Origin of the sequence: Streptosporangium oxazolinicum, assembly GCF_039537505.1 — a bacterium.
Lineage (GTDB): Bacteria > Actinomycetota > Actinomycetes > Streptosporangiales > Streptosporangiaceae > Streptosporangium > Streptosporangium oxazolinicum.
Genome location: NZ_BAABAQ010000020.1, coordinates 57,984 through 74,459, shown reverse-complemented (window position 1 = coordinate 74,459; position 16,476 = coordinate 57,984). Strand labels below are relative to the sequence as shown.

Annotated in this window: 22 protein-coding genes; 12 read left to right on the top strand and 10 right to left on the bottom strand. The window is 69.7% G+C overall.

From position 1 onward, the window contains the following. Positions 1-56 precede the first annotated feature (56 nt). Positions 57-1,181, bottom strand: a complete 1,125-nt coding sequence (locus tag ABD817_RS37255) for a ParA family protein (protein WP_344923152.1) — start codon at positions 1,179-1,181, stop codon at positions 57-59. A gap of 232 nt (positions 1,182-1,413) precedes the next feature. On the opposite strand from ABD817_RS37255, the gene ABD817_RS37250 reads away from it, so the two are divergent. The 5 genes from ABD817_RS37250 to ABD817_RS37230 are packed head-to-tail and all read left to right on the top strand — an operon-like array spanning position 1,414 to position 4,461. Continuing rightward, positions 1,414-1,983, top strand: coding sequence for a hypothetical protein (locus tag ABD817_RS37250; protein ID WP_344923151.1), 570 nt, complete (start codon positions 1,414-1,416; stop codon positions 1,981-1,983). Between the two features lie 44 nt (positions 1,984-2,027). Further along, positions 2,028-2,399: a hypothetical protein gene (locus ABD817_RS37245; RefSeq protein WP_344923150.1), complete on the top strand. Its 372-nt coding sequence runs from the start codon at positions 2,028-2,030 to the stop codon at positions 2,397-2,399. Next, entirely contained in the window at positions 2,396-2,761 is a 366-nt protein-coding gene (locus ABD817_RS37240) for a hypothetical protein (RefSeq protein ID WP_344923149.1), read from the top strand. The genes ABD817_RS37245 and ABD817_RS37240 overlap by 4 nt, the downstream gene beginning before the upstream one ends. Positions 2,762-2,773: 12 nt before the next feature. Beyond that, positions 2,774-3,490 carry a hypothetical protein gene (locus ABD817_RS37235; RefSeq protein ID WP_344923148.1) on the top strand — a complete coding sequence of 239 codons (717 nt, stop codon included), beginning with the start codon at positions 2,774-2,776 and terminating at the stop codon, positions 3,488-3,490. A 50-nt stretch (positions 3,491-3,540) separates the two neighbouring features. Continuing rightward, complete coding sequence (locus tag ABD817_RS37230) at positions 3,541-4,461, top strand: hypothetical protein (RefSeq protein WP_344923147.1); 921 nt, start codon at positions 3,541-3,543, stop codon at positions 4,459-4,461. Between the two features lie 71 nt (positions 4,462-4,532). Here the strand turns inward: ABD817_RS37230 and ABD817_RS37225 are convergent, their stop codons facing one another. The 3 genes from ABD817_RS37225 to ABD817_RS37215 all read right to left on the bottom strand — a co-directional run bounded on the left by ABD817_RS37225 (position 4,533) and on the right by ABD817_RS37215 (position 6,076). Further along, a complete protein-coding gene (locus ABD817_RS37225; RefSeq protein ID WP_344923146.1) occupies positions 4,533-4,862 on the bottom strand; it encodes a hypothetical protein in 330 nt (109 codons plus the stop codon). Then, the gene (locus ABD817_RS37220; protein ID WP_344923145.1) at positions 4,853-5,458 is read right to left on the bottom strand and encodes a hypothetical protein; all 606 of its coding nucleotides are present in this window, start codon (positions 5,456-5,458) and stop codon (positions 4,853-4,855) included. Before ABD817_RS37220 ends, ABD817_RS37225 begins: the two co-directional genes overlap by 10 nt. 108 nt (positions 5,459-5,566) lie before the next feature. Continuing rightward, complete coding sequence (locus ABD817_RS37215) at positions 5,567-6,076, bottom strand: hypothetical protein (protein ID WP_344923144.1); 510 nt, start codon at positions 6,074-6,076, stop codon at positions 5,567-5,569. A 200-nt stretch (positions 6,077-6,276) separates the two neighbouring features. Here ABD817_RS37215 and ABD817_RS37210 point away from each other — a divergent pair, with 200 nt between their 5' ends. Genes ABD817_RS37210 through ABD817_RS37185 form a run of 6 tightly spaced genes read left to right on the top strand, consistent with a single transcriptional unit; the run spans position 6,277 to position 10,436 of the window. Beyond that, a complete protein-coding gene (locus tag ABD817_RS37210) occupies positions 6,277-7,464 on the top strand; it encodes an RNA ligase (protein ID WP_344923143.1) in 1,188 nt (395 codons plus the stop codon). Beyond that, positions 7,461-8,150 (top strand): nucleotidyltransferase domain-containing protein, encoded by a 690-nt coding sequence (locus tag ABD817_RS37205; protein WP_344923142.1) that lies wholly within the window; start codon positions 7,461-7,463, stop codon positions 8,148-8,150. The genes ABD817_RS37210 and ABD817_RS37205 overlap by 4 nt, the downstream gene beginning before the upstream one ends. A gap of 3 nt (positions 8,151-8,153) precedes the next feature. After that, positions 8,154-9,122 carry a phosphatase domain-containing protein gene (locus ABD817_RS37200; RefSeq protein WP_344923141.1) on the top strand — a complete coding sequence of 323 codons (969 nt, stop codon included), beginning with the start codon at positions 8,154-8,156 and terminating at the stop codon, positions 9,120-9,122. A gap of 32 nt (positions 9,123-9,154) precedes the next feature. Further along, positions 9,155-9,592 carry a hypothetical protein gene (locus ABD817_RS37195; RefSeq protein ID WP_344923140.1) on the top strand — a complete coding sequence of 146 codons (438 nt, stop codon included), beginning with the start codon at positions 9,155-9,157 and terminating at the stop codon, positions 9,590-9,592. After that, a complete protein-coding gene (locus ABD817_RS37190; protein WP_344923139.1) occupies positions 9,589-10,179 on the top strand; it encodes a hypothetical protein in 591 nt (196 codons plus the stop codon). The genes ABD817_RS37195 and ABD817_RS37190 overlap by 4 nt, the downstream gene beginning before the upstream one ends. After that, entirely contained in the window at positions 10,179-10,436 is a 258-nt protein-coding gene (locus tag ABD817_RS37185; protein WP_344923138.1) for a hypothetical protein, read from the top strand. The genes ABD817_RS37190 and ABD817_RS37185 overlap by 1 nt, the downstream gene beginning before the upstream one ends. Here the strand turns inward: ABD817_RS37185 and ABD817_RS37180 are convergent. The 4 genes from ABD817_RS37180 to ABD817_RS37165 form a co-directional block, all read right to left on the bottom strand. Beyond that, positions 10,433-10,921 carry a helix-turn-helix domain-containing protein gene (locus ABD817_RS37180; RefSeq protein ID WP_344923137.1) on the bottom strand — a complete coding sequence of 163 codons (489 nt, stop codon included), beginning with the start codon at positions 10,919-10,921 and terminating at the stop codon, positions 10,433-10,435. The two genes, ABD817_RS37185 and ABD817_RS37180, sit on opposite strands and share 4 nt — an antisense overlap. After that, positions 10,908-11,387: a hypothetical protein gene (locus ABD817_RS37175; RefSeq protein WP_344923136.1), complete on the bottom strand. Its 480-nt coding sequence runs from the start codon at positions 11,385-11,387 to the stop codon at positions 10,908-10,910. The genes ABD817_RS37180 and ABD817_RS37175 overlap by 14 nt, the downstream gene beginning before the upstream one ends. A gap of 45 nt (positions 11,388-11,432) precedes the next feature. Then, positions 11,433-12,020: a thermonuclease family protein gene (locus ABD817_RS37170; protein ID WP_344923135.1), complete on the bottom strand. Its 588-nt coding sequence runs from the start codon at positions 12,018-12,020 to the stop codon at positions 11,433-11,435. Between the two features lie 90 nt (positions 12,021-12,110). Continuing rightward, on the bottom strand, positions 12,111-13,436 hold the full coding sequence (locus ABD817_RS37165) for a phage major capsid protein (RefSeq protein WP_344923134.1): 1,326 nt from the start codon (positions 13,434-13,436) through the stop codon (positions 12,111-12,113). A 231-nt stretch (positions 13,437-13,667) separates the two neighbouring features. Between ABD817_RS37165 and ABD817_RS37160 the strand changes: the two genes are divergently transcribed. After that, a complete protein-coding gene (locus ABD817_RS37160; RefSeq protein WP_344923133.1) occupies positions 13,668-14,252 on the top strand; it encodes a hypothetical protein in 585 nt (194 codons plus the stop codon). Here the strand turns inward: ABD817_RS37160 and ABD817_RS37155 are convergent. Continuing rightward, positions 14,249-14,596: a hypothetical protein gene (locus ABD817_RS37155; RefSeq protein ID WP_344923132.1), complete on the bottom strand. Its 348-nt coding sequence runs from the start codon at positions 14,594-14,596 to the stop codon at positions 14,249-14,251. The genes ABD817_RS37160 and ABD817_RS37155 overlap by 4 nt on opposite strands. Next, entirely contained in the window at positions 14,593-16,356 is a 1,764-nt protein-coding gene (locus tag ABD817_RS37150; protein WP_344923131.1) for a 2'-5' RNA ligase family protein, read from the bottom strand. The genes ABD817_RS37155 and ABD817_RS37150 overlap by 4 nt, the downstream gene beginning before the upstream one ends. Positions 16,357-16,476 lie beyond the last annotated feature (120 nt).

Genomic DNA, 16,476 nt, shown 5'->3' with positions numbered 1-16,476 from the left:
GAGCTGCCCGAATCCGATAACGGGCTGCGGCTGAAGACGAGGCGATCTCTGCGCCATCAGGCCACGTCCTCGCGCATCACTGCTGTCCTCTCGTTGCCTATCCATGCCTCGTGCCACGCCTGGCGGAGTGCACTGGCCTGCGGGTGCTGGATGTTGTCGAGCACGCGCAAGGCGACCGCTTCAGCGACCTGGCACACTCGGCGAGCTGTTTTACGCTCGGCAGAGGTAGAAAGAAACGCTGAGAGCGGCGCGAACGCCGCGTGCGAGTTACTGACCACGGTCAGGTTTGGGAGCTTGTAGGGCCATATAGGCGCTTCCCAATGCTCTACGCCTTGGGAGTGAGCGTCAGCAGCCTGTTCGGAGAGGTTCTGCTCCGTGGACTTGCGATCGTCGTACTCGTTCCACAAGAGCCCCATCACGTTGAGGTCTTCGTGCCTGTAGTTGGCCTGGACGTCCTTGAGCAGGCGCATCGTCTTGGGGATGGCGTCTGTGCCGAAGATCTGCGCCGTGGTGACGAACAGCACGTGGTGGGCGCTCTTGGCCACCTGGATGCCGATGGGCTTGGCGATAGCCGAATCCAGGAGAACGACGTCCCAGCGGACGTTCGGCGCTATCCCGCCCGGCTCTGCGGGCAGAAGGAGGGCAGATGCCAACCTCTCGTAGTCGGTGGCCGACGTCCAGTTCCGTGGAAGGTCTTCGAGCGCCTCGTACGCGGAGATGAGCCCGATCTTGCCGACCTTGCCCGGGTACATGGGGCCACCGCGGTTGAAAGCGGCGTCAGGGTCGTAGCCCCATTCGACTATCTGGATCGCCTCGTCGGCGACCCCCGGTTCAGCGAAGTTGATGACCTCGACGACCGTGACAACATCGGGCACTTGCTGAGTGTTTTTGCCGATGATGGCTTCAACGGCGCGCAGCAGGACTTTCCGGCCGAGCCCGAGGGAAGTGTTGCCCTGGGGGTCCACGTCCACGATGAGAACGTTGAGGCCGAACCGGATGAGAGCGTCGGCGATGAGGAGGGTCGTGGTGGTCTTGCCCGCGCCCCCCTTGCGCATCATCATCGCGACCACATTGCGTACGTTGGTGATGCCCTGGCGCATCCACTCGGAGACGATGCGCTCGACCTCGGCTACAGCGTCTTGATCGTCGGGGGCGGTGGAGGGTGGGGTTGTGGTTGTCATATGAGACCTCTGGAGTCTGCTTGGCGGTCGTACGGCGCTGATCGTAGCGGGGTCGGACATAAGCGCGCAGGAACTGCAGCCACGCCACGCCGAACACCACCGGCCCGGTTTCTAAGAACGTAAGAATCTAAGAATCTAAGAACGTGTCGGTCCCACACCCCGTCCGTCGCACCGGCTACCGTACGCGCCGTACACGGACACTAGGCCGCCCGCACCTCCACACTCCCGGCCCATGGCACGCACCCGAGTACGACTGTCTCCAGGCCTCGCTGAGCGCCTCGCCGCCGGACCCGTTCGACGCGAGGTAGGCAACCTCACCGACGCCATCAGCCGAGAAGCGAAAGACCGCGCCCCCGCCGCCAAGACGTGGGTCACCGACGGCGGCGAGAACGTCCGCCCCTCCCACGCTCATGCGGATGGGCAGACGATCCCCGAGAATCTCTCCTACCAGCTGCCTTCCATGGAGTACGTCCGGAAAGGCCGTGACGCCTCCGGTAAGGCGGTCAACCGCGTGGGCGGGTGGAAAGTCACTGACGGCGTGGACCTGGCCCGCACGCCCCGGGATCCGACGCTGCCCGTAGAGCAGCGCATCAACTGCGACTGCCAGTCCCGTACGATCCCCGGCGCCCTGGCAGCCGCGACCCGCTCCACGACCACCGTCGTCACCGGCACCCGCGTTCACGGGGGAGTGGAATGCGTCTTTCACCGCGTCGGCGAAGCGGAGTTCGGCTCCTCCCAGGACTCCGGGACGCACTTCATGGCGATCGCCGCGGCTGCGGTCGTCGCCCGCCGCCGGGCCTGATCGGAGCCTGACACAAACCCCGGGCCGCGCCCATGGTGTCCGCCATGGGCGCGGCAGAGTTCGATCTCCACATCACGCAGGGTTCGCGGTACCGGCTACCGATGACCCTCAGGAGCAAACCGACCGAGTCCCAGCCGAACCCCGGGCCGCTCGATCTGACCGGGTTCACCGCCCGTTCCCAGATCCGGCCCAACCACGGCCGTGACACTGCGGTGCTGCACGAGATGACCACCGAAAACGGGTCGATCGTCATCGACGGCACCGCAGGGAAAATCACTCTGACCATCCCCGGCGCCGTCTCCTCCCTGTGGCTGTGGCTCCAGGGCGTCTACGACTTCGAGCTCGTAGACCCCGACGGGGAACCGGAGCGGCTGCTCCAGGGCGCGGCGTACGTGGATCCGGAGGTCACCCGGTGACCGGCCTGCCCGACTACGAGCTCACCGTCGAACCGGTCGGCGGCATCGACATCACCCTCACCCCGCCCGGCGGCCACCAACTGGTCATCGAGCAGACCGGCGACGTCGAGCTCACCATCGCCGTACCGGGCATCCAGGGCCCTCCCGGGCCGCCGGGCCCCGGCGGAGGCGGCTTCCACACCCACACCCAGACCACCGCGGCCAGGGTGTGGACCATCGTGCACGCCCTCGGCCGGCGGCCGGGCGTCGCGGTGGAAGACGAGGACGGCAACGAGCTCGACGCAGGCGTGTCCTGTCCGAACAACCACACCGTGATCGTCACTTTCGGCCCAGCGACCGCTGGCCGAGCGCACCTCAGCTGACCAGGGGGAACCATGCCTACGAAGAAGAACATCGCCGGAGACTACGACCACGGCCAGGGCAAGATCCTGAACATCGGCGACGCGACGACCGACACCGGCGTCCCGTCCTGGGGGCAGGTCAAGGCCCTCGTCGGCAGCGCCGTCTCCAACCTCGACTACAAGGGCTCCGTGCGCGTCGCCTCCACGGCGAACGTGTCGGTAAGCACGGCGCCGTCCACGATCGACGGCGTCACCCTCGCAAACGGCAACCGGGTGCTGCTGAAGCACCAGACCGCCGCGGCCGAGAACGGCATCTACGTCTTCACCTCCGCCGGGGCCGCGCTGACCAGGGCGGCCGACGCCGACACCGGTACCGAGGTCACCCCCGGCCTGTGGGTCACCGTCGAAGAGGGCAGCGCGAACGCGGACACGGCGTGGTGGCTGACCACGGACGGCGTCATCACGGTCGGCACGACCGCGCTGACGTTCGCGGAGTTCCCGCTCGTCACCGGCGGCGGGCAGAGCAACGACTTCGAGGCGGTCGGCCCGCCCGCTGCCGGAACCACGTGGGCCGTGACTCACGGCCTCGGCACCAGGGCGATCGTCGCGCAGGTGTGGGAGGTCGCCACCGATGAAGAGGTGGACGTCAAGAAGGTCGCCACCAGTGACAACATCTTGACCATCAGCGCCGGGGTGACGCTCGCCCAGGACGGCTACCGCGTCGTCATCTTCGCCCGCGCCGCCGGATGAGCCGCCACCTCCACCCGATCGACTCCCCATCCGCAGGCCGGTCGGTCATCTTGTCCGGTGAGGAGGCCGCGCTCGCGCTGGCCTCCGACGGCCACATCGTGTGGGCTGAGGACGGCGACGCCGCCACGGGCGAGGCCGACACCGGCCTTGCCCGGGAGTCCGCGGGAGTCCTGAAGACCACGGACGGCGCCGCAGGGGCCGGATCTCTCAAGGTCACCGGGGACCTGGACGTCGTGGGCACGCTCACCGGTGGCGGCCTGCCCGCTGGGACGCTGGAGACGACCACCGGCGCCCAGGCCAAGGCCGACGCGGCGGTGAGCGCCCACACGGCGGCCGGGGACCCGCACCCGCAGTACCTCACCCAGACCGAGGGCGATGCCCGCTACGCCGCCATCGGAGGAGGGGGCGGCGGGGGAGCGTCGAGCGGCCCGGTTTTCCCGCTGGCAGAGGGGTACGGGTTCTCCGCCGCCTCAGGCGACCCGCTGATGTTCATGATGGCGATCGGCATCGCCAACGACACCCTCTACCTGGCGAAAGTATGGGTACCCGCCGGAGTCGCGATCAACAAACTGTGGGTCGCGGTCCGTACGGCGGGCACCCAGCTCGGCGGGAACGCCCCGAACCAGATGGGGCTCTACTCCCACGCCGGGGTGCAGATCACCACCACCGCCGCCGATGCCACGCTCTACACGGTGGCCGGCTGGCGCGGGCTGGACGTTGCCGCCCCTGTCGCGGCCGAGTCCGCCGGGAGGTTCGTCTACGTCGGGTTCTTGGCCGGTGGCATGACGAACGCGCAGATGGCCGTACCGGCGTCCGGTACGGACGCGTCCGCGGCTTACGTCGGCCTCGGCAACGGCATCACCAGTCGGCGGGCGATGCGTCAGCCTTCCACGACCAGCCTGCCGGGCAGTTTCAACCCGGCCACGTTCGGCACCTCCACGGGTAACGTCCCGCTCGTCGCGATCAGCTGAGCAGCTGCGGCGGCCCCGCGTACGAGGCCGCCGCAGGCTTCCGCTCCGCCATCGCCCCCCCGTGATGAGCGCTACCGCAGGTAAGCCGTGACGTTGATCCAGTTCATGACCGGGGCTACGGCGTGCTTGCGCTCGACCGCAAGGGTGACGATCCATTCGCGGCCGGTGCCCGGCTCGACCACCAGGTCCCGGGCCCGTACCGGCCACAGTCCCGGATCCAGCGCCAGCACCCACACGCCGGGCCCGTCGGCCTCGCCGTCCTCGGCCGGCGCGGACACGAGGCGTCCCGGCCGGGCGGGTTTCGCCGGCGCCCAGGAGCTCACCGACACGGTGCCGTGCCCGTCGGTGGTGGGAACGTGCGGGCGGACCCCGAACGCGGTGTCGGCCAGCATCACCACCATGTGTCCACCCGGCGGACCTGAAGCGGATGCGGGGCGATACCCGGCTGCTGGTGGACGCCGCGCCGCTTCCACCGCTTGAGCGTGGTCAGGGTGGGCGGTGCGCCAGCCGCGCCGTCGGCTGACGAGGCGGGTTCGTCGGCGTAGGTGATCGACTGCGTATCGCCGGAGACCGACAGGCTTTTCGCCCGCCGCGCCACCCCGGCCTCGTCCGCCAGGCGCACCGTGGGCGAGGCGGCGGCGGCGTGCGCGGTGACGTACTCGGCGAGCGCCGCGGCGTAGACCGGGTCGGCCGCCGGGTCCTTGCCCGCGGTGTAGACGACCGTGTACGCGCCGGTCTCCTGCCCCGATAGCGGGTCGGTCTCAGGGGTAGCGGAGGTGATGGAGATGACGGGGCCGTAGTCGAGCTGCCAGACGCCATCGAGGGAGCGGGCGCCGGACTGGGTGAACGTCGCCGGCACGGCCGGGCGCCCGAGGTAGGCGGTGACCGCAGCCAGGGCCTTGGCGATCGCCCGCTCCAGGACGGTGCGGGCGGGCTGATCCAGGGGAAGAGGGATCCCGGCGAGGTCGGCGACGTCTTCGGGCTCTACGACCGGCACAGGGGCCCTCCTACGGTGGTGGATAGCCCTGGCGGCGTATCGGAGGGTACGGGCAGGGTCCCCACCGTCGTGCCCGTACCCTCCGATACGCCGCCAGGTGCCGCCCGGTTACTCGGCGGCGGCCGATGGTGGCATGAGCCGGCGGATACGGTCCGCCTCCGTTTTCGGCACGATCGCGCCCTCGTCGTAGAACAGCCTGCGCGCGGGCGTGGTCGCCCCCAGCGGGTAGTGGAGCTCGCTGATCCGGCGCCGCGCGACGACATGGGTGTAGCGCGGGCCCGGGTCGGCGAACATCTCGTCGTAGGTGGCCGGGGTGCCGTCGGCGAAGCGCAGATCCAGGAACGCCGGGTCGGGGTCGATCTGCGCGGGCGGCGGCGCGACCGGCACCGGCTCTACCAGTTCCTCCTCCTGAACCGGCGGCATCGGCGGAATGAGCGGGGCTGCGTCGCTGACGACGTCGAACATCACCTCCGGATCCGACTCCGGAGCGGGCTCGGGGTCGGGCGGGGTGAGCGGCGCGGCGTCGTACTCGGCGGCCGGGGCCGTCTCGACGGGCTCCAGGACGGGATCAGCGGCGGGGGCGGGTTCAGGGGGGGTGGCGCGCTTCCGGGGCGGCATATGGGCCTCCAACGTCGTGACGACCTGCTCTGACGAAGCCGGACAGTAAGGCCCGCCCGCCCCTACTGTCAGCGCCCGCTGGGCCGACCAGTCTCGCAACCCCATAGACGACATTAGAGAAAAACGCTAGTATTCTAATGTTGGCAGGGCGGTGAGCGGCACCACCCAGCTCCTCGCCCCTCCCCCCTGAAAGGCTCCTCATGAGCACCCTCACCGCGCCGCACCTGTCGGACCTGCTGGACGTGGACGACCTCATCAACGCCGTCCACGACGGCTACGTCCGCGAGCAGGTCCACCCGGACCTGCCGTTGAGCATCTTCAACTACACGCAGCTCACGCAGTACGGATGGCACTGGACGCCGGTCACCCGGCAGTGCCGGGGCCTGATCATCGACCAGGACGGCAACATCGTCGCCCGCCCGTTCCCCAAGTTCTTCAACTACTCCGAGCTCATCGCGGACGGGAAGAAGCTGCCTCTGGAGGCCCGCGCCGTCGTCACCGACAAGCTCGACGGGTCCCTGGGCATCCTCTACCCCACCGGCGACGGCCAGTATGCGGTGGCCACCCGGGGCTCGTTCACCAGCGCGCAGGCCGTACACGCCACGAAGGTCTGGCGCGAGCGGTACGCCGACCGGGTGACCGTCAAGCCCGGCTTCACCTACCTGTTCGAGATCATCTATCCGCAGGGGCGGGTCGTCTGCGACTACGGCGACCTCGACGATCTGGTGTTCCTCGGCGCCGTGGAGATCGCCACCGGCTGCATGGAGACGCCGTTCTGGTTCGACTGGCCCGGCCGCACCGCCGGAAGGTTCGAGTACGCGACGCTCGGCGAGGCGCTCGCCGCACCGCCCCGCCCCGGCGCCGAAGGGTTCGTGGTGCACCTGCCCGATCTCGACCTCAGGCTCAAGCTCAAGCAGGCCGACTACAAGGCCCTGCACGCGGTCCTGACCAGGACCAGCGCCCGCACCCTGTGGGAGTACCTGGCCGTCAACGCCTGCAAGGGCCTCATCAGCCGCCCCAAGGACTGGGAGGCTGTCCTGCACCTCGACCCGGCCCGCGCCGCCCGCGCCCTGGCCCTTGGCCCCGACTGGCTGCCGCGCATCCTCGACAACGTCCCCGACGAGTTCCACGCCTGGGTACGCAACATCATCGACGGCCTGAACGCCAACGTGGCCGCACTCACCGACGAGGTGACCGCCTACGCCGACCTCGCCACCTACGTGTACGGCGACGACCGCAAGGCCATGGCCGCCGAGGTCCTCGCCCACCCGCACTACGGCGCGGTCTTCGCCGTCGCCGAGGACAAGCCCATGACGGCCTACGCCTGGCTGCGCTTCTACCCCGCCCACGACAAGCCGTGGATGACCATCTCCGAGGACGTCGCATGAACAATCCCGCTGTGTTGCTCGCTGGTACCGTCGGCTCTGTCGCCTACGGCCTGGCGACCCCCGGCTTCGACATCGACACGCTCGGCGTGTTCGCCGCCCCCACCCGCGACCTGGTCGGCCTGGAGCAGCCTCAGCAGACCATCGCGACCACCAACCCCGACCAGCAGCTCCACGAGGCCGCCAAGTACTGCCACCTCGCGCTCAAGGGCAACCCCTCGGTCTCGGAACTGCTGTGGTTGCCCGAGGAGCTCTACACCGCGCGGACCCCGCTCGGCGAGCAGCTCCTCACCATCCGCACCTGCTTCCTGTCCGCGCCGCGCGTCCGAGACGCCTACCTCGGATTCGCCGACCAACAGCTACGCCGCCTCACCGGCCGGTGCGGCCCCCACGTCGAGCACCGCACCCGCAGACGCTCGGCCAAGCACGCCCGCCACCTCGCCCGCCTCGTCGGCCAGGGCATCAAGCTCTACAAGACCGGCCACCTTCAGGTACGCGTGGAAGACCCCGAGTGGATCCGCGCCTTCGGTGACCGCGTCGCCTCCGGCCGCACCCACGAAGCCGCGAGCCTGCTGATCGCCGCCAGGAAAGTATTCGACACCTCCCGCTCGCCGCTGCCCGACGAGCCCGACAAGGGCCCCGCCCTGGAGTGGCTGTCCGCCGTCCGTACCACCCACTGGGAGTCCTGAACCATGCCCGGCATCCTCCACTTCACCCGGGGCCTGCCCGCCTCCGGTAAGACGACGCTCGCCAAGAAATGGGTCGCGGGCGACCCCGGCGGGCGGGCCCGCATCAACCGCGACGACCTGCGCGCGATGATGCACAACGGCGAGTTCTTACGCGGCACCCGCGTCAACCGCAACGACCCGCGCGTCATGATGCACGACGGCGTCCACCTGCGCGGCGCCACCGAACCCCAGATCGTCCAGGTCCGCGACGCGGCCATCACCACCCTGCTCAAAGCCGGGATCGACGTGTTCTGTGACGACACGAACCTGCCCCAGCACACCGTACGGCGCCTGCTGGCCCTGGCTGCCCAGTGCGGCTCCGACCACGTCGTCCACGACCTCACCCACGTCTCCCTGGAAGAGTGCCTCTGGCGCGACGCCCTGCGCCCCACCCCCGTGGGGGAGGACGTCATCCGGGGCATGCACACCCGATACCTGCGCCGCCGCCCCACCCCGCTGCCGCTGCCCACCACCAAGCCCGCCCTCTTACCCTTGAGGCCGTACACGCCGCCCCCGGGCGCGCCCAAGGCGGTCGTGCTCGACGTGGACGGCACCGCCGCCCTCATGGGCGACCGCTCACCGTACGACGAGTCACGCGTGATCGAGGACCTGCCCAACTGGCCGGTCATCGAGACCGTCCGCGACCGCTACGCGAGCGGGCACACGATCATCGTGATGTCCGGCCGCACGAAGGGCTGCTACGACGCCACCGTCGGGTGGCTGAAGCTGCACCTCGGTGTGCCGTTCGTCGGCCCGTTCATGCGCGCTGTCGGCGACCAGCGCGCCGACAACCGCGTCAAGGCCGCCTTGTTCAACGCCTACGTCCGCGACACCTACGACGTCCGCCTGGTCCTCGACGACCGCGACCAGGTCGTCGAGATGTGGAGGTCCCTCGGCCTCACCGTCTTCCAGGTCGCGCCCGGCAGCTTCTGACCCCCACCCGTACCTCACCACGGAGACCGACCATGCCGCTTGACCCGTTCGAAGACGCCATCTATCTAAAGATCGAGGAGACGATCGAGACCAACTACCGAGGCGCCGACGGCACCATCCCGGTCAGCCCGTCCGCCGTTGCGAGGCTCGCTACGGCGGCGGCGCTGGCCGCCATCGAGGAGAGCAGGCTCACGATGAAACCGGCCGACGTGCGGGACGCGCACGTCCGTGCCCACCTCGACGGCGAGTTCGACGCCCCGGCGAACGCCAGCGGCTACACCGCCGTCCGGCACGGCCTGGCGCGCGTCCTCCCGCTCGTGCTCGCCGAGGAGCGGGCCCGCGTCGTCGAGCTGGTCAAGGCGGCGGTCGCTCCGCCCGGCGCCGAGCTCCACCCCGAGGTGGTGAAGCTGTGCGAGCAGATCACCGGCGGCGCCCCCCTCACCCCACCTGCCAGGAAGGCATCATCATGACCGCCCAGGACTTGCCGGGCTGGAACGAGCTCGGCGAGCTCGCCAAGCGTGACCCCATGCAGCTGCGCCTCATCACGCACAGGCTCGTCCAGGAACTTGCTGAACTTCGTAGCTGGGCCGATGCCCAGCCCGAACAGTCCGGGACGGTGTTCCTCGCGTTCGGCGGCGACTATGACGCTCGCGGTGTGCGCCGCGTGTTCGCCAGCCGTGAGCACGCCGACGAGTACAAGCGGGCTGATGGGGTGGAGGAGTGGAAGATCGACACCGAGCCCGTGGAGACCCGTACGTGGATCCGCGCCCTGTGGAACATCTACGACCCCGCCGCCCCCGAGCCCATGTTCGACACCGTCAACTACTACGACCCGGACGGCTACTCCGAGGTCCGCGACTACGACGGCAACGCCGACGCGTTCGATATCGACTGGTGGCCAGGCCAGAGCGACGGTTACCCGTGGGTGGTCCAGATCAGCGGATGGGACCGGGCCCGGGTTGACGCGGCGTGGAAGGAGCGCCGGGACCGGCTCATCGCAGCGGGCGGCGCGCTGCCGCTGCCGCTCGACCCGGACTCGGCGGCCGACCCGTCCTGATGGCGACGCTCCTGGTGATCACGTGGGCGGGCGGTCGCACCCTGCGGTGTGACGCCCGCTGCTACACCGCGCGCAAGGACACCCCGTGCGACTGCGTGTGTGACCGGGCCAACCACGGGGCGGGCCTGGAGGCGGCGCTGATCCTCACCCGCAAGCAGGTGCAGGCGTGGATCGCCGCCGCCCGCCGCCGCGAGGAGGTCACCGACGTGGAGATCGGCCTCGAAGTGCAGAACATCCCGCTGTTCGACCTCGCCTAAGCCACCAGCCCCAGCTCCTGCTCGGCTGCGGCGTCCTCGGCGTCGTAGAGGTCGTGCAGGATCCGCCGTACGTGGCTGGCGCTCGCCTTCATGAGCATGGCGATCGCGACCGCCGGCCACCCCTGGCCGTCCAGGCGGCGAATGACGCCCCGGTCGAGGGTCTGCTGCGCGCCCTGCTGCCGGATCGGCTTGCCCGCGGCGGCCACGATTTTTCGGACCGTCACGTCCGACAGGCCGTAGGTGGCGACGATGTCGGCCATCAGCGCGCCGCCCACGTAGTCCCTGACGATCGCGTTCTGCACGGCCCGGGGAGCGCGTACCCCCGCGACGCCGCCTACCCTGCGGGTCTTCACCCCGGCGGCGACCAGGCGCCGGTGGATCAGCGTGTAGGACACGCCGTGCTGGGCGGCGAGGGCGCGCACCGACGCCCCGGCCTTGTAGCCACGGATGACGGCCGCCTCATCCAGCGGTTTACGCGGTGGCACGGCGCGCGATCCTCCGCGTCAGGCCGGCCCGGTCCAGGGTCCGCCAGATGGTGTTCCAGTGCCAGCCCGTCCTGCGCGCGATCTCGTGGATGGTCATGCCGTCGCCGCGCATCGCCACGACCAGAGGCCGGTCCACGGGACTCCACAGCCGGCCATCGGCCAGCGCGGTGCCGTCCTCGGCGGCCAGAGCGCGCACGCTGGGAGCGCATACCCCCGTGCTGCGCGCCACCCAGGTAGCGATCGGCTGGCGGCGCAGCTCCTGGCGGATCTGCTCGCGCTTGGCTTCCGGCAACCGCTTAGCCCGCGGGGCGTTCAGCGTCCGCATGGTCACACCCGCGTTTCTCAGCCGGGTGTGCAGGGTCTGATGGGCGCACCCGGCCCGGGGAGCCAGACGCCGCAGCGTCCACCCCTCCTCCGTGTACAAGCGGGCGGCCTCGTCGAGAGTGATCGGTGAGGTGTCATCCATGCCGCGCACCATGCAGGTGCGAGGGGGTTAGTGTCAGGCTCCGTTTCAGGAGCGGCGGCCACCGTCATACGGGCGCGCCATCCCGCCCGCCAAAAGCGCCTCGTTCAACGACGGCCCACCGTCGGAGCCGTGCAAGGTCGCCAAGAGGCGCCCGTACTTCTCCCGCCGGTCCTTGACCGTGGACATCACCAGCCCGAAGCCCTGCGCCTCCACCCAAGAGCGCACCCAGTCGGCGACCTCCGCCCCACGCGGGGTGTTCTTCTCCTCCACGTTCAGCCCGGCCAGCCGCACCCTCGTACTGAAGGTCACGCCGAACCCGAACATCACCTCCACCTGGAGGGTGTCGCCGTCCACCACCACAGCCTCCCGCAGCAAGTAGCTGTAGGGCGGCTCTCCGTCGAGGACCTCCGCGCGTGGCCGGCTGCGGCCACCGCACGACTGGATCCTCAGCAGGGTGTTCCCGCCGCGCTCTTCCAGCCACTCACGCACTGGCCGCCAGCCGGGACGGCCCGGCGCCGACAGGTGGATGCGGGTGGAGTGGTGCACGCCGAACCCGAGATCGAGGTGCGCGGTCGCACCGTACTTCGGGGCGTGCAGCACCCGGGCCCGGTAGATGAGGTCGTGGTCCGGCACGGCGAAGCCCCTCAGGTCGCGCTGACGGTGTGACGTGGGCGCCCAGGGGGAGGAGACACCCCCCCGAATATCTCCTCCCCCGGGCACGTATTACGGGGTGGCGAAGGTGCCCAAGATGAGGCTCTCGGGACGGTCCACGGCCATGCCGATCCGCTCGGAACCCCTCAGGACCACGTAGCCGCGGCTGAACGCGTCGCCGGTCTCGGTGCTCGCCTGCACCGAGACGCTCTCCCGGTCGTAGAGCTTGACGCCGTAGCCGAACGCGGCGGTGAGGAAGGTGCCCTGGTTGATCGCGGAGGTGTCCACCACCCGCATCCGCCAGACCTTCTTCTCGCCGCCGACCGCGACGGACACCGCGATCGTGTACTGGCCGTCCGAACCGCGTTCGGTTTCGATCTGCTCCCAGTCGTTGGGGTGCAGGACCACGCCCGTAGCCTCGTAGAACGCGAGCATCGCCATCGTGGCCGAGCGGCGCAGCTGGAGCGACTTGATCGCGATGTCGGGAGCGGCGCCGGTGAACTCCTGCGCGCCGGACTGGTTCCACAGGCCCGTCAGGGTGTCGCCGGTGCCCGTGCCGTAGAGGATTTCAAGATCCTCTTTCATCTTGATGCCGTCCACCATGTCGCGGTCGATGATGCCGCGCAGGCGCGACTCGTCGGCGAGGGTGTTCTTGTGGACGTGCAGCAGGTGCGCGATCTCCACGATCGGCGCGGTGTACGGCACGAACTGCATGTCGGACTTCGGCGCGAGACCGAACACGTCGCTGTTGTTGCCCAGGGCGGGGCCGCCGTTGGGCTGCTCACGCTCGGGCACGATCTTGGCGTTGTTCGTGAAACCGACCTGCCTGATGCCGTACAGGATGTTGGCCTGCGTGGATTCAGCGGGGAACAGGTCACGCACCCGGCCGGGGCGGCGCTGCCGCTCGGCCAGGCCCACGTTCTCGGCGTTGCCGAACGCGGTCGTGGTGTGCTGTCCCGCGGACAGGCTGAAGATGTCCTTGCGCTCGAACGAGAACAGGCCCTGCTCGAAGTCGGCGACACCGCCCAGCTGGCGGAAGTTGCCTTCCTTCATCTCCCCCCACGCCTCGGACGCGAAGAACGCCTCCGACAGCGACTTGTACTGGGTGCCGGACGCGGTCATGGCCGCGTCTCGGGCCGCGTACGGCACGGAGTCGGGCGCATCCAGGAACTGCTCGATGTCGAGGTGAGCCTTCGTGTCCTCGATGAGCTGCTTGAGCTCCTTGGCCTCGGCGAGGGTCTTTCGGTAGTCGTCGCCCTGCTCCTTGGAGACGACCAGGTGACCCCTGCCGGTCTCGTCGGGAATCGAGTTCGACAGGTCATTCAGACGGGCGGTCTTCACCTGAAGCTGGGTGGTGTACTCGTTGATGCGCTTGTTGATGTCGGTGACCGTAGGCACGGTGCCCCCCCGGGTGCTGATGCGATTGACGTTGCGGTCGCTCGCCCGGTCAGCACCGGGACGTCCGATCTGAGGAGCATGGAAAGCCTCGGTGAGGGTTTGTGTCAGCCTCCGATCACTTCAGGGGTTCTCGTGCGGTTCCAACCGCAGGTCAGCTAGGGTCCCGAGGTGCGCTCGGTGATCGTCGGGGGACGCCCAACGCGCCCGTTCCGCCACACCAAAGGGGAGTTCATGCGCCGCACCGCCACCGCCCTGCTGGCCGTCCTGCTGACCACCGGATGCGCCGCCGAGGCCACCGGCTCCGGGAACGCTCCAACTACGCAGCCCTCCGCAGCGTCCGCGCCAGCGATCGCCGCGACGCTGCCCTGGGGCAGCACCGCAGGTGTCAAGGGGGCGAACGGCTCCCTGCTGATGGCCACCCCGACGGGGGTGTTCTACTGGCGCGGCACCGGCGACGTGAGACCGCACACCAAGTGGTTCCTGGCGGTCGCGATCCGCGTGGCCTCCACCACCGCCCCCGACCACGTGCCGTCGCTCGGCGACGGCGGCGGCTTCTCCTGGAAGGGCGACGGCCAGACCGTCAACCGCATCCAGGGCAACACCTCGGCCGTGCCGTGGTCGGGCAACGTGCCCACGGTCACCGACACCGACATCCAGCCTGAGAACTCCGTCGTGTACGTGGAGACGTTCGACGTGCCCGCGGCCGGCGGCGTCCTCGTCTACACCGACACCGCCGGCCAGCAGGCCCAGTGGGATCTGCCTCCCCGCACCCTCGGCAAGGGGTTGCGCGACGTCATCGCCTACACCCGCCGTTAGAGGGTGACCACGCCGTCCTGCAAAGCGGCCAGCCGCGCGGTCAGACGGGCGTTGGTTTCCCGCTCGCGCAGCAGCTCCTCACGGCTCCCGGACGCCAGGCCAGAGCGCAGGACGGCGTTGGCCAACGCGAGATCGTCGCGTTCAGCGCGCAGCGCGTCGGCGTCCGCGGCGTCCAGGCGCGCGGTGAGCCGGGCGACCTGCTCCCATGCCCGGTCCCGCTCCCCGCGCATCAGCGCGGCCTCGGCCTCGGCATCGGCCAACGCCTCCCTCGTGGCGGCCAACTGCTCGGCCAGCAGCCCCCGGGACGGCCCGGCGCGGCGGGAGCGCCTCGTCCACCACCTCATGCCGCGCACTCCTGGAGGAAGGCCTCGATGTCGGCGGCGGCGTCCAGCTCCTCCTGCGTCAACACCAACCCCTTCATCTCCGACGGCAGGGCGCTGGGGGCGGTCGAGTCCGGGTGGATGGTCGCCTCCAGCGGCAACTCCTCGGTGTCCTGGGACTGGTCGCGTTCCTCCTCCAGGTCGTCCAGTCCCAGGCCCGCACCGCGCAGCACGGCCAGCAGGCTGGCCACCGCCGCCCTCAGCCGTTTCGCGTTCGGCGCCGACAGCACCCGCCCGGCCTTAACCTCCAGTTCCAGACCCGAATGCTTGACGGCCGCGGCGGCGTCCTCCAGCATCGCCGCCAGCGGGGCTCCATCCGGGATACCGGTGACCGACACCGTCACCACTATCGGCTCCCCGATCCGCACCCACCCCTGCTCAGTGAAGGACCACGGCACCCGGTAGAACGATTCCGTGTCGTCAGGATGTTTCACGCACGCGATCGCCACGTCGGAGAACGTCGCCAGCACTGACACGTACTTGCCGTCGATCCAGCCGCCCGACCAGGCGTCGAACGCGCTGCAGATGGCGACGCGGATCTCCTCGAACGACATCGGGATCGGGTAGCCAGCCGCACGGGCGACGTCCAACCCGTAGTTCTTCGCCTCCTCGGCCGTCTCGTTGAAGAGGGTGTCCCACTCGCTGCCCACACCGGGGGAAGCAGCGCCGAGGGGGAACGCGGTGCGCTGGTCGTCCTGGGCGAGCACGACCTCTGCGAACGACACCTCACGGGCGGGCAGCGGCGCCGGCAACGGCTCGCCGGGCTTCAGGTAGGTGAGGGTGGTGTGCGGGGTGAAGCCGTGCTCGGAAGCGACCGGCAACCCGGCGGCCTTCAGGGCGTCCACGACGGCCTGACGCAGGACCTCCAGGCCGGGCACGTCCACGGTGGCGAACACCGGCACCCCGTCATCCCCCGGCGGGAACGCGCCCAGACCTCCGATAGTCCCGGCCAGCGGCGCCGCGCTTGCGGCGACGGCGCTGACCGTGTCGGCCGCCAGCGTCAGCTGCTCCTCGTCCAGGCCCTTGCCGAGGTAGGCGAGGGTGACGTGCAAGTCGGTGGCGGGCAGCCCGTCGGCGACGGCCAGTTGCTCGGCGAGCTCCGGCGGCAGCATCAACGCGACCATCACCCCCGGCCCGGCGTCGGAGCGGTCGGCCTTGCTCTCCTGCCACGGGTGGGACTTCACCGACAGGGTGCGGGTCTCGGACGCGGCCCCGAACATCACCAGCGAGTATTCGAACAGGTCAACCTGCTTGATGCGGCGCACCCCGTCACGGCCGCGCTTGGACCCCCCGGTCGGCACCCGGTAGCCGATCGACCACTCCAGCTCACGGCCGAAGAACTTGACGTTCGAGAATGCCTCCCGGCCTGCGACGGTGTCTAGGTTGAAGCGGGCCTTGACCCACAGCGCGCCTGCTCCGGCAGGCCAGGGCTTGCCGCCGGAGGTCGCCGCGACCAGTCGCGGATCGCCGGGCATGAGCTCGACGATCTCCTCGGTGCGCGCCACCCACACCTTGTCGTCATGAGAGAACAGGCCCTTGGGGGTGCGGGTGCGCAGCGACTCCTCATAGGCCCCGGGCAGGATGAGATCGCCGACGTTATCGACGTGGTTCGTGATGGAGACGATGGCCTCGACGACGCCTTCGTCCAGGGCGGCGATGACCCCCGTGGGCACGGTCGCCACCGCGTTCTTGCGCTCCAGCTCCAGCACTGCCTGACCAGCCACACCGGCCCCCTTACGTCGGTTGGCTGGTCAGCGTGAGCGCCGGAAGGGGTTAGTGTCCGTCTCCGCTCAGGAGACGCCGAAGGGGGCGTTGCGCCGTACGGCGCAACGCCCCCTTCGGGA

Excerpts from the sequence above, each read along its gene's own strand:
- ABD817_RS37255 (WP_344923152.1), bottom strand. The coding sequence starts at position 1,181 with ATGACAACCACAACCCCACCCTCCACCGCCCCCGACGATCAAGACGCT.
- ABD817_RS37250 (WP_344923151.1), top strand. The coding sequence starts at position 1,414 with ATGGCACGCACCCGAGTACGACTGTCTCCAGGCCTCGCTGAGCGCCTC.
- ABD817_RS37245 (WP_344923150.1), top strand. The coding sequence starts at position 2,028 with ATGGGCGCGGCAGAGTTCGATCTCCACATCACGCAGGGTTCGCGGTAC.
- ABD817_RS37235 (WP_344923148.1), top strand. The coding sequence starts at position 2,774 with ATGCCTACGAAGAAGAACATCGCCGGAGACTACGACCACGGCCAGGGC.
- ABD817_RS37225 (WP_344923146.1), bottom strand. The coding sequence starts at position 4,862 with ATGGTGGTGATGCTGGCCGACACCGCGTTCGGGGTCCGCCCGCACGTT.
- ABD817_RS37215 (WP_344923144.1), bottom strand. The coding sequence starts at position 6,076 with ATGCCGCCCCGGAAGCGCGCCACCCCCCCTGAACCCGCCCCCGCCGCT.
- ABD817_RS37210 (WP_344923143.1), top strand. The coding sequence starts at position 6,277 with ATGAGCACCCTCACCGCGCCGCACCTGTCGGACCTGCTGGACGTGGAC.
- ABD817_RS37205 (WP_344923142.1), top strand. The coding sequence starts at position 7,461 with ATGAACAATCCCGCTGTGTTGCTCGCTGGTACCGTCGGCTCTGTCGCC.
- ABD817_RS37200 (WP_344923141.1), top strand. The coding sequence starts at position 8,154 with ATGCCCGGCATCCTCCACTTCACCCGGGGCCTGCCCGCCTCCGGTAAG.
- ABD817_RS37195 (WP_344923140.1), top strand. The coding sequence starts at position 9,155 with ATGCCGCTTGACCCGTTCGAAGACGCCATCTATCTAAAGATCGAGGAG.
- ABD817_RS37190 (WP_344923139.1), top strand. The coding sequence starts at position 9,589 with ATGACCGCCCAGGACTTGCCGGGCTGGAACGAGCTCGGCGAGCTCGCC.
- ABD817_RS37185 (WP_344923138.1), top strand. The coding sequence starts at position 10,179 with ATGGCGACGCTCCTGGTGATCACGTGGGCGGGCGGTCGCACCCTGCGG.
- ABD817_RS37175 (WP_344923136.1), bottom strand. The coding sequence starts at position 11,387 with ATGGATGACACCTCACCGATCACTCTCGACGAGGCCGCCCGCTTGTAC.
- ABD817_RS37160 (WP_344923133.1), top strand. The coding sequence starts at position 13,668 with ATGCGCCGCACCGCCACCGCCCTGCTGGCCGTCCTGCTGACCACCGGA.
- ABD817_RS37155 (WP_344923132.1), bottom strand. The coding sequence starts at position 14,596 with ATGAGGTGGTGGACGAGGCGCTCCCGCCGCGCCGGGCCGTCCCGGGGG.